Source organism: Amorphoplanes digitatis (genome assembly GCF_014205335.1).
GTDB classification, from domain to species: domain Bacteria; phylum Actinomycetota; class Actinomycetes; order Mycobacteriales; family Micromonosporaceae; genus Actinoplanes; species Actinoplanes digitatus.
This window is the reverse complement of record NZ_JACHNH010000001.1, coordinates 8227278-8241556: the sequence shown is the minus strand read 5'-3', so window position 1 is coordinate 8241556 and position 14279 is coordinate 8227278. Positions and strand designations below refer to the sequence as shown.

Genomic DNA, 14279 nt, shown 5'->3' with positions numbered 1-14279 from the left:
CAAAGGGGGAGTCTTGGTCAACGGCAGGACACCGTCCGTCAAGGACGTCGCCCGCTCGGCCGGCGTCTCCCTTGGCACGGTTTCAAACGTGATGAACCGGCCCGAGGTGGTCAGCCCGGCCACCCGCGAGCGCGTCGAGCGCGCCATGGCCGAGCTCGGCTTCGTGCGCAACGAGTCGGCACGCCAGCTGCGCGCCGGCACCAGCCGCACCCTGGCGTACGTGATGCTCGACGGCACCAACCCGTTCTTCCACGACGTCGCGCAGGGCATCGAGCTCGCCGCCGAGGACGCCGACCTGTCGCTGTTCATCTGCAACAGCAACAGCCGCGCCGAGCGCGAGGAGGTGCACGTCGACCGCCTCATGCAGCAGCGGGTGCAGGGCATCCTGATCACCCCGGTCAACCCGGAGGCCGCCTACCTCGCCGAGATCGCCCGCCGGGGCATTCCGGTGGTCATCGTCGACCGGGTCGGCGCCGGCGGGGTGTTCTGCTCGGTGGCCGTCGATGACGTGCTGGGCGGCCGGATCGCGGTCGAGCACCTGGCCGAGCAGGGGCACACCCGGGTCGCGGTGGTCGGCGGGCCGGAGTCGATCGGCCAGGTCCGCGAGCGGGTGGAGGGCGCCCGGCAGGTCTGGGCCGAGCTGGGCCTGCCGCCCGACGATCTGATCCACCTGCCCACCGCCGCGCTGACGGTCGCCGAGGGGCGTTCCGCGGGTGAGCGGCTGGCCGGCATACCGGCCCGGCGCCGGCCGACCGCGGCGTTCTGCGCCAACGACCTGCTCGCGCTCGGCCTGCTCCAGCAGAGCATCGGCGCCGGCCTGCGGGTGCCGGAGGAGCTGGCCATCGTCGGCTTCGACGACATCGAGTTCGCCGCGGCGGCGGCGGTGCCGCTGACCTCGGTGCGCCAGCCGCGCCAGGAGCTGGGCCGGGCCGCCGCCCAGCTCGTGCTGGACGAGGCGGGCAACCCGGACCACGAGCACCAGCAGCTCACCTTCGTCCCGGAGCTGGTCGCCCGGGCCTCCACCGTGGTGCGGCCCCGCGCGTACTGATGGCTGTGCCGGGCGACGCCCGGCACAGCATCTCGTGCGTCACGCCAGCGGCTGCGGGGCCTTGGCCTTGATCTTCGCGGTGCCGGTCTGTGAGAGGCCGCTGACCTGGTACGCCGTGACCGAGCCGGCCGAGACGCCCCAGATGTCCGCCACGCCGTCCGCGTCGAAGTCGGTGAGCCGCAGCGTGGTGCCGTTGGCGCCGGTGAGGAAGTTCGCCGACAGCTTGTACTGCGTGTACGACAGCCGGCCGCTCTCGCTGTCGAAGGTGACACCCTCCCAGAGGTAGAGCGCGCCCGTCGACGGGTTCCACAGGCTCACCGCCGTGCCGCTCGGCAGCAGCTTCGTGGCGAGCTGCCAGTTCTCCCAGTCGCTGCCGCCGTCCGGCGTGCTCGCGGTGGTGTCGACCGGCGACTGGTAGAAGCCGGTGCCCCAGCCGAACGAGACGTAGTACTCCAGGTGGTATCCGCTCTCCGCGTTGCCCAGAACGCCGAGGAGGTCGGGAATGCTCTGGTGGGCGCCGGCGGCGTCGTAGGCGTTGACCAGCTGGGTCGGGTTGTTGCCGTCCCAATCGGAGAACATGCCACCGGACACGGTGTGTTCGTGCTTCGCCACCAGCCCGGGGTTGTTCTGGTCGGCCTCGCCGAGCCCGTCGTAGATGAAGGCGTAACCGTCGCTGGGGCGGTAGGCGAAGTAGTCCTCGAACGGGCCGCCGCGGAACTTGCCGGTGATGAGCTGCAGGCCGGCGAAGGTGCCGCCCACCCCGTTGCCGTCCGGCGCGAGGTCGATCGCCGGGACGCGGACCTTGCCGCCGGTGCCCTTGCCGTCGGCCTCCAGCAGCGTCTCGCCGACCACCGCGGCGAGGTCGGGCCGGCCGTCCCCGTCGAGGTCCTGGTCCGCGTACGCGGCGGGGTCGGAAGCGGCGTAGAGGACGTTCGCGTCGTCGCCGACGCTGCCGTCCGCACCGACCGCGTAGACCTGGAGCTGGTTGAACGCGCGGGTGGAGAGGATCTTCGCGGTCGCCTTGCCATCGGTCGCGATGGCGGTACCGGTCAGCTCGCCGCCGTTGATCATCCAGTGGTACTCGGCGGGCTCGCTGCCGTCGGCCTCGGTGAACTTGAACTTCGTCGTCTGCCCGATCACGGCCGTGGTGCCGACCTGGGTGATGGTCGGTGCGGCAGGGGCGGCCGCGAAGGCGGGAGCGGCGGCGAGGGGGGCGAGCAGCACGGCGACGGCCGGGAGGCTCAGGCGGAGCAGGATTTTGCGCTTCATGGAGTCTCCTCGTGGGGACGCCGCGCGATGGGTCGACCGACCACATGCGAGGGGGAGGGGTTGCGGAAGATCGATGACGATGCCGCCCGATCATGGCACGGTTCGCGCCGGCCGGGTGTCCCGTGGACGGTCGTCGCGGCAAGCCCGAGCGTCGGGAGCAGGCATTACAGAAGCTGCGCTGCTCGGCTGGTTCGGCCGGGTATTGACTGGCATCGCCGTGGAACTTAGCCTGCTTGCGATGAAACGTTTCATGGCGGATTGGCGAGGATGCTCATGTCGGACTCCGTAGTGCGTGATCTCCTGGCCCGCAGCAACCGCCTCGGCGCCGATCCTCGCAACACCAACTACGCCGGCGGCAACACCTCGGCGAAGGGTACGGAGATCGATCCCGTCACCCAGGCACCCACCGAGTTGCTCTGGGTGAAGGGCTCCGGCGGTGACCTCGGCACGCTGCGGGAGTCCGGCCTGGCGGTGCTGCGGCTGGACCGGCTGCGGGCCCTCGCCGGCGTCTTCCCGGGCGTCGACCGCGAGGACGAGATGGTCGCCGCCTTCGACTACTGCCTGCACGGCCGCGGAGGCGCCGCACCCTCGATCGACACGGCGATGCACGGCCTGGTGGACGCGCCGCACGTGGACCACCTGCACCCGGACGCGGGCATCGCGCTGGCCACGGCGGCCGAGGGCGCCATGCTGACCAAGGAGATCTTCGGCGATCGGGTGCTCTGGGTGCCCTGGCGCCGGCCCGGTTTCCAGCTCGGGGTCGACATCGCGGCCGTGCACCGGGCCAACCCGCAGGCCATCGGCGTCATTCTGGGCGGGCATGGGATCACCGCGTGGGGCGCCACCAGCGCCGAATGCGAGGCGAACTCGCTGGAGATCGTCGAGACCGCCGCGGCCTGGATCGCCGCGCACGGCCGCGAGGCGCCGTTCGGCCCGGTGATCCACGAGCCACTACCCGATTCCGTACGCCGGGAGCGCGCCGCCGCCCTCTTCCCGATCGTCCGTGGCCTCGTCTCGACGGACCGCGCACAGGTCGGCCACTACACCGACAGCGAGGTCGTCCTCGACTTCGTCGGGCGCGCGCGGATGCCCGAGCTCGCGGCGCTCGGCACCTCCTGCCCGGACCACTTCCTGCGCACCAAGGTGAAGCCGCTGGTGCTGGACACCGCGCCGGACGCGCCGACGGCGCAGGTCGAGGCCCGCCTGAGGGAGCTGCACGCGGCCTACCGCGAGGACTACCAGGCCTATTACGAGCGGCACGCCCTCCCGGACAGCCCGGCCATGCGCGGCGCCGACCCGGCCATCGTGCTCGTGCCCGGCGTCGGCATGTTTAGCTTCGGGGCGAACAAGCAGACCGCCCGGGTGGCCGGCGAGTTCTACGTCAACGCCGTCAACGTCATGCGCGGCGCCGAGTCCGTCTCGACCTACGCGCCGATCGACGAGGCGGAGAAGTTCCGGATCGAGTACTGGGCCCTCGAGGAGGCCAAGCTGCGGCGGATGCCGAAGCCGAGGCCGCTGGCCACCCGGGTCGCGTTCGTGACCGGCGGCGGCTCCGGCATCGGCCGGGCGATCGCGCTGCGGCTCGCCGTCGAGGGCGCCTGCGTCGTGGTCGCGGACCGCTCGTTCGAGTCGGCCGCGGCGGTCGCCGCCGAGATCGGCGGGCCGGACGCGGCGCTGGCCGTCGACGCCGACGTGACCTCGCCGGCCGCCGTCGCCGCCGCGCTGCGGGAGGCGGTGCTCGCGTTCGGCGGGGTCGACCTGATCGTCAACAACGCCGGGCTGTCGATCTCCAAGCCGCTGCTCGAGACCACGGAGGCCGACTGGGACCTCCAGCACGACGTCATGGCGAAGGGCTCGTTCCTGGTCGCCAAGGCCGCGGCGGCGGTGCTGATCGCGCAGGGCCTCGGCGGCGACATCGTCTACATCTCCAGCAAGAACTCGCTCTTCGCGGGCCCGAACAACGTCGCGTACGGCGCGGCCAAGGCCGACCAGGCGCACCAGGTCCGGCTCCTCGCCGCCGAGCTGGGCGGCCACGGCATCCGGGTGAACGGCATCAACCCCGACGGCGTGGTGCGCGGCTCCGGCATCTTCGCCGGCGGCTGGGGCGCCAAGCGCGCCGCGGTGTACGGCGTACCCGAATCGGAGCTCGGCGCCTACTACGCCCAGCGCACGCTGCTCAAACGCGAGGTGCTCCCGGAGCACGTCGCGAACGCGGTGTTCGTGCTGACCGGCGGCGAGCTGTCGCACACGACGGGCCTGCACATCCCGGTGGACGCCGGGGTGGCCGCGGCGTTCCTGCGGTGAGCACGTTCGCGGCGGTCGACCTCGGCGCGTCAAGCGGGCGCGTCATGGTCGGCCGCGTCGAGGCCGGCGCCGTGTCGCTCGCGGCGGTCAACCGCTTCGCCAACGAGCCGGTGCGGGTCGGCGGGACGCTGCACTGGGACATCCTCGCGCTGTACCGCGGCGTCCTCGACGGACTCCGCCGTGCCGGAACGGTCGACGGGATCGGCATCGACTCGTGGGCGGTGGACTACGGGCTGCTGGACGCGACCGGATCGCTGCTCGGCAATCCGGTGCACTACCGGGACAGCCGCACCGACGGCGTGCCGGAGCGGGTCGGCGCCCTGCTCGGCGAGGACAAGCTGTACGCGCTGACCGGCCTGCAACGGCAGCCGTTCAACACGATCTACCAGCTGGTGGCGGCGGCGGGGACACCGCAGCTGGAGGCGGCGCGGCGGCTGCTGCTGATTCCGGACCTGCTCGCGTACTGGCTGACCGGCGAGGCGGGCGCCGAGTTCACCAACGCCTCCACGACGCAGCTGCTGGACCTGGGCGCGGGCGCCTGGGCCGGCGAGCTGATGGCCTCGCTCGGCATCCCGCCCGCCCTGTTCCCGCCGCTGCGGTCGCCGGGAACGGTCATCGGCCCGGTGCTGCCTGCGATCGGCATCGGCACGCCCGACGTCATCGCCGTCGGCTCGCACGACACGGCCTCGGCGGTGGTCGGCGTACCCGCCGCCGGCCCGGACTTCGCCTACATCTCCTGCGGCACGTGGTCGCTGGTCGGCGTCGAGCTGCCCGCGCCGGTGCTGACCGAGGCGTCCCGGCTGGCCAACTTCACAAACGAGGGCGGTGTCGACGGGACCGTGCGCTACCTGCGCAACGTGATGGGGCTCTGGCCCCTCCAGGAGTGCCTGCGGGAGTGGGGCTCGCCGGACCTGCCGGCGCTGCTCCGCGAGGCCGCCGCCGAGCCCGCCTTCGGCGCCGTCGTCGACCTCGACGACCCGGTGTTCCTGGCGCCGGGTGACATGGTCGGCCGGCTCACCGCGGCGAGCGGACGCAGCGCGTTCTCGTCGCCGGCCGAGGTCGTCCGGTGCATCCTGGACAGCCTGGCGCTCGCACATCGGCGTGCGGTGCGCCAGGCGCAGGAGCTCTCCGGCCGGCACGTGGACGCCGTGCACATCGTCGGCGGCGGCGCCCGCAACGAGCTGCTCTGCCGGCTCACCGCCGACGCCTGCGGGCTGCCCGTGCTGGCCGGCCCGGTCGAGGCCACCGCGCTGGGCAACGTGCTCGTGCAGGCCCGGGCGGCCGGTGCGATCGGCGGCGGCCTCCCGGCATTGCGGGCCGTCCTGCGGGAGACTCAGCAGATCGTGCGTTACGAGCCGCGCGGCGACGCGGCGGCGTGGCGGTCGGCCGAGCGGCGGTTGGAGGCCTGACATGCGCATCGCCTTGTTCGTGACCTGCCTGGCGGACACGATGTTCCCGGCCGCGGCCAAGGCGACCGTGCGCCTGCTGGAGCGCCTCGGCCACGAGGTGGTCTTCCCGGCCGGGCAGACGTGCTGCGGGCAGATGCACATCAACACCGGATACTCCCGCGACGCGCTGCCGCTGGTCCGGCGGCACGTGCGGACCTTCGCACCGTACGACGTGGTGGTCGCGCCCTCCGGGTCGTGTGTCGGCTCGGTGCGGCACCAGCACGCGGCGCTGGCCCGGTCCGCGGGCGACGGCGGGCTGGCGGCCCGCGCCGAGGAGGTCGCCGCGCGGACCTACGAGCTGTCCGAGCTGCTCGTCGACGTGCTCGGGGTCACCGACGTCGGCGCGTACTACCCGCACCGCGTCACGTACCACCCGACCTGTCATTCGCTGCGGATGCTCCGGGTCGGCGACCGGCCGCTGCGGCTGCTGCGCGGCGTGCGCGGGCTGGAGCTGGTCGAGCTGCCCGCGGCCGAGCAGTGCTGCGGCTTCGGCGGCACGTTCGCGCTGAAGAACGCGGACACCTCGGCCGCCATGCTCGCCGACAAGATGCGGCACGTGCTCGACACCGGCGCGGAGGTCTGCGCCGCCGGCGACTCGTCCTGCCTGATGCACATCGGCGGCGGGCTGTCCCGGCTCGGCGCCGAGGTCCGGACGGTGCACCTCGCGGAGATCCTCGCGGCTACGGAGGAACCATGACCACCTTCCTGGGCATGCCGGCAACGGCGCCGCGCGGCGTCGGGAACCTGCGCGGCGAGGAGCCGTTCCCGGCGGCCGCCCGCAAGGCGCTGGGCAACGAACAGCTGCGCCGCAACCTCGGGCATGCCACCGCCACGATCCGCGCGAAGTCCGGCGCGGTCATCGCCGAGCTGCCCGACTGGCAGGAGCTGCGCTCGGCCGGGTCGGCCCTGAAGGCGGACACCATGGCCCGGCTGCCGGAGCTGCTGCTCCAACTGGAGGAGAACGTCACCCGGGCCGGCGGGGTCGTGCACTGGGCCGCGGACGCCAACGAGGCCAACCGGATCGTCACCGAGCTGGTCCGGGCCACCGGCCACGACCGGGTCATCAAGGTCAAGTCGATGGCGACCCAGGAGATCGGGCTCAACGAGGCGCTGGAGGCGGCCGGGATCGAGGCGGTCGAGACGGACCTGGCCGAGCTGATCGTCCAGCTCGGACACGACCGGCCCAGCCACATCCTGGTGCCGGCGATCCACCGCAACCGCGCCGAGATCCGTGAGATCTTCCTGCGCGAGATGCCGGGCGTCGACCCGGCGCTCACCGACGAACCGGCGGTGCTGGCCGCGGCCGCCCGGCGCTACCTGCGCGAGACGTTCCTGCGCACCCGGGTCGCGGTGTCCGGCGCGAACTTCGCGATCGCCGAGACCGGGACGCTTGTGGTGCTGGAGTCGGAGGGCAACGGGCGGATGTGCCTGACCCTGCCCGAGACCCTGATCACCGTGATGGGCGTCGAGAAGCTCGTGCCGACCTGGCGGGACCTCGAGGTCTTCCTCCAGCTGCTGCCGCGGGCGTCGACCGGCGAGCGGATGAACCCGTACACGTCGATGTGGACCGGGGTGACGCCCGGCGACGGGCCGCAGAGCTTCCACCTCGTGCTGCTCGACAACGGTCGCAGCGCGGTGCTCGCCGACGAGGTCGGGCGGCAGGCGCTGCACTGCATCCGGTGCTCGGCCTGCCTGAACGTCTGCCCGGTGTACGAGCGGACCGGCGGGCACGCGTACGGGTCGGTGTATCCGGGTCCGATCGGCGCGGTGCTGTCGCCGCAGCTCACCGGGGTGGAGGACAACGCCTCCCTGCCGTACGCGTCGTCGCTCTGCGGTGCCTGCTTCGACGCCTGCCCGGTGAAGATCGACATCCCGTCGATCCTGGTGCATCTGCGCGGCGAGCACGTGCGGGCGAGGCGGCGGCCGACGCCGGAGTCAATCGCGATGGCCGCCGCGGCGTACACGATGGACCACCCGCGGCTGTTCGCGGCCGCGCAGCATGCCGCGCGGCTCAGCCGATTCGCCGGCCGGCGCCTGCCACGGCCGTTCAACGGCTGGACCGCGAGCCGGGACCTGCCACCGCCACCACCGGAGACCTTCCGCGACTGGTGGGCCAAGCGATGAGCGAGCTTGCGAGCGAATCATCAACTCGGCGCCCGACGAATGTCATCGCCGGAGCGCCAGCGGAGGCGATGGCATGAGCGGCCGGGATGTCGTGCTGGGGCGGATCCGGGCCGCGCTCGGTGACGGCGCGGCGAACGCGGCGGCCGAGATACCGCGCGGGTACTCCCGCGGCGGGGGCCCGGCCGACCTCGACCTGCTCGTGCGCCGGCTGGAGGACTACAAGGCCGTCGTGCACCGCGGCGTCGCGATCGCGAAGACCGTGGCCGGCCTGGCGCCCGGGCCGCTGATCGTGCCGCCCGGCATCGACCCCGCCTGGCTGCCCGCCTCGGTCGAGGTGCTGCCCGACGACGGCCTGAGCGCGGACACGCTGGCGGTCGCCGGCGGCGTGCTCACCGCCGCCACCGTCGCCGTCGCCGAGACCGGCACGATCGTCCTGGACGGCTCGCCCGACCAGGGCCGCCGGATCATCTCGCTCCTGCCCGACCTGCACATCTGCGTGGTCCGCGCGGACCAGGTGGTGGCCTCGGTGCCGGAAGCCTTAGCCCGGCTCGACCCGCGCCGGCCGCTCACCTGGATCAGCGGCCCGTCCGCGACCAGCGACATCGAACTCAACCGCGTCGAGGGCGTACACGGCCCGCGCCGCCTGCACGTCATCCTCACGGAGGCCGGCAAATGATCGAACTATTACCCGAGCGGAGGCGCCGCCGTACCCGCATCGGCCTGGTCGCCGGCGGGCTCGGCACGTACTGGCCGCAGTTCCCCGGCCTGTTGCCGCAGTTGCAGGAGTCCGCCCGCTACGTCTCGCAGCGGCTGAAGGACATGGACGCCGAGGTGACCGACGTCGGCTTCATCTCGGACGCGCAGGAGGGCGCGGCCGCGGCCGAGGAGCTGCGGCGGGCGGACTGCGACCTCATCGTGCTGTTCCTGACGACGTACCTGACCGCGTCGATGGTGCTGCCGATCGCCCGGCGGGCGAACACGCCGGTGCTGGTCATCGACCTGCAACCGACCGAGAAGATGGATCACGCGTCGTTCGACACCGGCGCCTGGCTGGCGTACTGCGGGCAGTGCCCGGTGCCCGAGATGGGCAACACGTTCCGCCGGGCCGGCATCGAATTCCGGTCGGTCTCCGGCTGGCTGCGGCAGGAGTCGGCCTGGCGGCGGATCGGGCGGTGGATCCGCGCCGCGCACGTCCGCGCGGCGCTGCGGCACGCGCGGCACGGCCTCATGGGCCACCTGTACCCGGGGATGCTCGACGTCTCGACCGACCTGACGCTGCTGCCGGCGACGTTCGGCTCGCACGTCGAGGTGCTCGAGTTCGACGACCTGCGGCAGCGGGTCGAGAAGGTCACCGAACCGGAGATCAAGGCGCGGGTTGACCTGGCCCGGGAGGTCTTCACCCTCGACGAGACGGTGCGGGAGGAGGACTTCGCCTGGGGCGCGACGGTCTCGGTGGCGCTGGACCGGCTGGTGGAGGACTTCGAGCTGGACAGCCTCGCCTACTACCACCGCGGGCTCGACGGCGAGCAGCACGAGCGGCTCGCCGCGGGGATGATCCTCGGGGCGTCGCTGCTCACCGCCCGGGGCATACCGGCCTCCGGCGAGTACGAGCTGCGTACGACGGTGGCGCAGCTGGCGACGCAGGCCGCCGGGGCCGGTGGCACGTTCTGCGAGCTCCAGGCGCTGAACTTCGAGGACGACGTGGTGGAGATGGGCCACGACGGCCCGGCGCACCTGGCGCTCGGCGCCCGGGACCCGCTGCTGCGCGGCCTCGGCGTCTTCCACGGCAAGCGCGGCTGGGGCGTCAGCGTCGAGGCCGACGTGCGGCCCGGCCCGGTCACGCTGCTGGGGCTCGGCCAGGACCGGGACGGCTCGCTGTCGTTCATCGCCGCCGAGGGCGCGGTCGTGCCGGGGCCGCTGCTGGCGATCGGCAACACGACGAGCCGGGTCGACTTCGGCCGCGACCCGGGCGAGTGGGTGGACGACTGGAGCGCCTCCGGGGTCGGCCACCACTGGTCGCTGTCGCTGGACCACCGCGCGGCGGACTACCGGGCGGCCGCGAGCCTGCTGGGCATCGAGTTCCGCCAGGTCTGACGCGGTGCGGCAGACTTGCGGCGTGACCACCATCGGGTTCCTGCACACCGCCGAAGCGCACGTGCCCACCTTCCGCGGCCTGGTCGCGGAGCTGGCGCCGGGCGTGCGCGACCTGCATGTCGTCGACGAGCGGCTGCTGGCCGACGCCGCGGCGCCCGGCGTCGATTCCCGGATCGCCGAGCGGCTGCGCTCGCTTGCCGACTCCGGGGCGGACCTGGTGGTGTGCACGTGCTCGACGATCGGCGGGCAGACGGAACGGGTCGGCGCCGGGGTGCCGGTGCTGCGGCTGGACCGCCCGATGGCCGAGGCGGCCGTCGCGATCGGCGGGCGCATCGCCGTTGTCGCCACGGTGGAGTCGACGCTCGCGCCGACCCGCGCGCTCCTGCTGGAGTGCGCGGCGGGCCCGGTGGAGATCGTGGACGCGCCCTGCCTGGACGCCTGGGCGCTCTTCGCGGCCGGCGACCTGGCGGGCTACGCGCGGCGGGTGGCGGCGCACTGCCGCGGCCTCACCGCGGACGTGATCGTCCTGGCGCAGGCCAGCATGGCGCCCGCGGCCGATCTCCTTGCCGACCTGCCGACACCGGTCCTGACCAGCCCGCGGACGGCGGTCCTGCGCGCGGCGGCGGCACTGAAAGACCCAGGTCACCCGGGTTCCGGGTGACCTGGGCCGCGGTGGATCAGTAGCGGTAGTGGTCCGGCTTGAACGGGCCCTCGACCGCGACGCCGAGGTACTCGGCCTGCCGCTTGGTCAGCTCGGTCAGCCGCACGCCCAGCGCGTCGAGGTGCAGGCGGGCCACCTTCTCGTCCAGGTGCTTCGGGAGCACGTAGACCTGCTTCTCGTACTCGCCCGGCTTGACCCAGAGCTCGATCTGCGCGATGACCTGGTTGCTGAACGAGTTGGACATCACGAAGCTCGGGTGCCCGGTGGCGTTGCCCAGGTTCATCAGGCGGCCCTCGGAGAGCACGAGGATCGCGTGCCCGTCCGGGAAGTGCCACTCGTGCACCTGCGGCTTGACCTCGACCTTCTTGATGCCCTCGACCTTGGCCAGCCCGGCCATGTCGATCTCGTCGTCGAAGTGGCCGACGTTGCCGACGATCGCGTTGTGCTTCATCTTGGCCATGTGGTCGACGGTGATGATGTCCGTGCCGCCGGTGGTGGTGATGAAAATGTCGGCCTGGGAGACCACGTCCTCGAGCCGCACGACCTGCATGCCGTCCATCGCCGCCTGCAACGCGCAGATCGGGTCGATCTCGGTCACCACGACGCGGGCGCCCTGGCCGCGCAGCGTCTCGGCCGAGCCCTTGCCGACGTCGCCGTAGCCGCAGACCACGGCGAGCTTGCCGCCCAGCATGACGTCGGTGGCGCGGTTGAGGCCGTCGACGAGCGAGTGGCGGATGCCGTACTTGTTGTCGAACTTGCTCTTGGTGACCGCGTCGTTGACGTTGATCGCCGGGAAGAGCAGCTCGCCGGTCTTGGCGAACTTGTAGAGCCGGGCCACGCCCGTGGTGGTCTCCTCGGTGACGCCGCGGATCTCGGCGGCGATCTTGGTGAAGCGCCCGCTGTCCGAGGCCAGGCTGCGGCGCAGCGTGTCGAGGATGATCGTGTATTCGTGGTTGTCCTCGGCGGTCGTCGCGGGGACCGCGCCGGCCTTCTCGAACTCGACGCCCTTGTGCACCAGCAGGGTGGCGTCGCCGCCGTCGTCCAGGATCATGTTCGGGCCGAGGCCGTCACCGAAGTCGAACAGCTGCTCGGTGCACCACCAGTACTCCTCGAGCGTCTCGCCCTTCCAGGCGAAGACCGGGGTGCCGGTGGGCGCCTCGACCGTGCCCTCGGGGCCGACGACGATCGCCGCGGCGGCCTCGTCCTGCGTCGAGAAGATGTTGCAGGAGACCCAGCGCACCTGCGCGCCGAGCGCGACGAGCGTCTCGATCAGCACGGCGGTCTGGATGGTCATGTGCAGCGAGCCGGCGATGCGCGCGCCGCGCAGCGGCTGAGCCTGCGCGTACTCGGCGCGGATGGCCATGAGGCCCGGCATCTCGTGCTCGGCGAGGCGCATCTGGTGCCGGCCGAAGCCGGCCAGGGACAGGTCGGCGACGGCGAAGTCGAGACCGTTGATCCGCTGAAGTCGATCGGACATGAAGAAGGGCACCCCCTCTTAAGGAGGCGCCCTTACGTCTTTTGGCCCGCGGCCGAGCGTGGCGGACAAGGAGTCCGTCGCAGCGCCTCTCGACCGGGTCCCGCCATCATAACGTCGGCGTCTCATGATCGCCTCTCCCCGTCGGCCGTCGGGGACGATGGTGAGCCGCGACACATCGAGAGTTGTCCGGAACCCCGTCGCCCGTTCGTCACGGTGCTGAGATCACGAAACAAGGGAGCGCTGAGATGAAGTACATGATGTTCGTCTGCACCGACACCGAGCCGGAGGCCGACGAGTCCCAGGTGCCCGACATCCACGCGTGGGTGGCGGAGAACGACGCGGCGGGGCGCCGGTTGCAGGGCAACGAGCTCGCCTCGCCGGCCGCGGCCACCACGGTCCGGGTACGCGGCGGCGAACTGCTCCTCTCCGACGGGCCGTTCGCCGAGACCAAGGAGGTGATCGTGGGCTTCGACATCCTCGAGTGCGCCGACCTGGACGAGGCGATCGAGATCGCCCGGGCACACCCGATGGCCTGGAACGGCCGCGTCGAGCTGCGCCCGTTCGCGTGACGCGATGAGCGCCGGGCGGGCGGTCGCCGAGGCGGGCGCGGAGGCGCGCCCGCGGATCGTCGCCGCGTTGATCCGGATCACCGGCGACTGGACCCTGGCGGAGGACTGCGCACAGGAGGCGCTGGCGCTCGCCCTGGAACGCTGGCCGCGGGACGGGGTGCCGGCGAACCCGGGCGGGTGGCTGATGACGGTCGCGCGCAACCGCGCGATCGACGTGCTGCGGCGCGCGACCGTCGAACGCCGCAAGCTCGAGGAGCTGGCGCGGCTGTCGCCCGCGCCCGAGGCGGCGGCGGGGGAGGGCGTGGTGGACGACCGGTTGCGGCTGATCTTCACCTGCTGCCATCCCGCGCTGCCGCTCGAGGCGCGGGTCGCGCTGACGCTGCGGACCATCGCCGGCGTGCCGACCGGCGACATCGCGCGGGCCTTCCTTGTCACCGAGTCCACCATGACCCGGCGGCTGACCCGGGCGAAGACGAGGATCGCCGACGCTGGCATCCCGTACCGGGTGCCGGCCGGCGCCGCGCTGACCGAGCGGCTGCCCGGCGTGCTTGCGGTGCTCTACCTGCTTTTCACCCGGGGCTACGACGCGGACGGCGAGCCCGCCTTCGCGGAGGAGGCGATCCGGCTCGCCCGGCTGCTGGACCGGCTCATGCCCGGCGATCCGGAGATCCGGGCGCTGCTGGCGCTGTTCCTGCTCCAGCACTCGCGCCGCGCCGCGCGGCGCGACGACGCGGGCGAGCTGCGCACGCTGGACCGGCAGGACCGGTCCCGCTGGGATCACGCGGCCATCGCCGAGGCGCTCGCGCTGCTGCCGGCCACGGGCGGCCAGTACGCGCTACAGGCGCGGATCGCCGCCTGCCACGTCCGCGACCCGGCCGACTGGCCGGCGATCGCCGCGCTCTACGACGAGCTGGCGCGGCTGCTGCCCTCGCCGGTGGTCGCGCTGAACCGGGCGGTGGCGCACGGGTACGCGCACGGCCCGGACGCCGGGCTCGTGCTGCTCGCCGAGGCCCGCGCCGGCGGCGCTCTGGACGGGTACCCGTACGCGGTGGCCGCCGAGGCCGACCTGACCGCACGCGCGGGCCGCGCCGACCGCGCCGTGGTCCTCTTCGAACAGGCGGCCGCGGCGGCACACTCCGAGCCGGAGCGGCGGGCCCTGCTCGCCCGCGCCGAGGAACTGACCGCACGGTGACGTCGTCACGACACTCGGTGCCCGAGTCGGCCGAAAGTCTGACCTGAAAGCGCGGAAGTCCCGCTCCGAGCCGATGTGCCCGGGACTCCTTGA

General features: G+C 72.7%; 12 protein-coding genes and 1 riboswitch. Of the genes, 10 read left to right on the top strand and 2 right to left on the bottom strand.

Going from position 1 to position 14279, the window contains the following annotated elements; genetic code table 11:
• Window positions 1–13: 13 nt before the first annotated feature.
• Window positions 14–1048, top strand: a complete 1035-nt coding sequence (locus tag BJ971_RS36530; RefSeq protein ID WP_239087691.1) for a LacI family DNA-binding transcriptional regulator — start codon at window positions 14–16, stop codon at window positions 1046–1048.
• Between the two features lie 39 nt (window positions 1049–1087).
• Here the strand turns inward: BJ971_RS36530 and BJ971_RS36525 are convergent, their stop codons facing one another.
• Window positions 1088–2317: a hypothetical protein gene (locus BJ971_RS36525; protein WP_184997862.1), complete on the bottom strand. Its 1230-nt coding sequence runs from the start codon at window positions 2315–2317 to the stop codon at window positions 1088–1090.
• A 273-nt stretch (window positions 2318–2590) separates the two neighbouring features.
• Here BJ971_RS36525 and BJ971_RS36520 point away from each other — a divergent pair, with 273 nt between their 5' ends.
• The 7 genes from BJ971_RS36520 (at window position 2591) to BJ971_RS36490 (ending at window position 10948) form a co-directional block, all read left to right on the top strand.
• Window positions 2591–4621 (top strand): bifunctional aldolase/short-chain dehydrogenase, encoded by a 2031-nt coding sequence (locus BJ971_RS36520; RefSeq protein WP_203709534.1) that lies wholly within the window; start codon window positions 2591–2593, stop codon window positions 4619–4621.
• Entirely contained in the window at window positions 4618–6030 is a 1413-nt protein-coding gene (locus BJ971_RS42410; protein ID WP_184997860.1) for a rhamnulokinase, read from the top strand. Before BJ971_RS36520 ends, BJ971_RS42410 begins: the two co-directional genes overlap by 4 nt.
• Before the next feature lies 1 nt (window position 6031).
• Window positions 6032–6766: a (Fe-S)-binding protein gene (locus BJ971_RS36510; RefSeq protein WP_184997859.1), complete on the top strand. Its 735-nt coding sequence runs from the start codon at window positions 6032–6034 to the stop codon at window positions 6764–6766.
• Window positions 6763–8193, top strand: coding sequence for a LutB/LldF family L-lactate oxidation iron-sulfur protein (locus BJ971_RS36505; protein ID WP_184997858.1), 1431 nt, complete (start codon window positions 6763–6765; stop codon window positions 8191–8193). The genes BJ971_RS36510 and BJ971_RS36505 overlap by 4 nt, the downstream gene beginning before the upstream one ends.
• A 73-nt stretch (window positions 8194–8266) precedes the next feature.
• Window positions 8267–8869, top strand: coding sequence for a LutC/YkgG family protein (locus tag BJ971_RS36500; protein WP_184997857.1), 603 nt, complete (start codon window positions 8267–8269; stop codon window positions 8867–8869).
• On the top strand, window positions 8866–10287 hold the full coding sequence (locus BJ971_RS36495; protein ID WP_184997856.1) for an L-fucose/L-arabinose isomerase family protein: 1422 nt from the start codon (window positions 8866–8868) through the stop codon (window positions 10285–10287). The genes BJ971_RS36500 and BJ971_RS36495 overlap by 4 nt, the downstream gene beginning before the upstream one ends.
• A gap of 22 nt (window positions 10288–10309) precedes the next feature.
• Window positions 10310–10948, top strand: coding sequence for an aspartate/glutamate racemase family protein (locus BJ971_RS36490; protein ID WP_184997855.1), 639 nt, complete (start codon window positions 10310–10312; stop codon window positions 10946–10948).
• Window positions 10949–10964: 16 nt separating this feature from the next.
• Here BJ971_RS36490 and ahcY read toward each other — a convergent pair whose 3' ends face one another.
• Window positions 10965–12425: an adenosylhomocysteinase gene (ahcY, locus tag BJ971_RS36485; RefSeq protein ID WP_184997854.1), complete on the bottom strand. Its 1461-nt coding sequence runs from the start codon at window positions 12423–12425 to the stop codon at window positions 10965–10967.
• A 17-nt stretch (window positions 12426–12442) separates the two neighbouring features.
• A riboswitch (S-adenosyl-L-homocysteine riboswitch) is annotated at window positions 12443–12522 on the bottom strand.
• 148 nt (window positions 12523–12670) lie between these two features.
• On the opposite strand from ahcY, the gene BJ971_RS36480 reads away from it, so the two are divergent.
• Both BJ971_RS36480 and BJ971_RS36475 read left to right on the top strand, forming a co-directional pair.
• On the top strand, window positions 12671–12994 hold the full coding sequence (locus BJ971_RS36480; RefSeq protein ID WP_184997853.1) for a YciI family protein: 324 nt from the start codon (window positions 12671–12673) through the stop codon (window positions 12992–12994).
• Between the two features lie 4 nt (window positions 12995–12998).
• A complete protein-coding gene (locus BJ971_RS36475; protein ID WP_184997852.1) occupies window positions 12999–14186 on the top strand; it encodes an RNA polymerase sigma factor in 1188 nt (395 codons plus the stop codon).
• The last annotated feature ends 93 nt before the right edge of the window (window positions 14187–14279 follow it).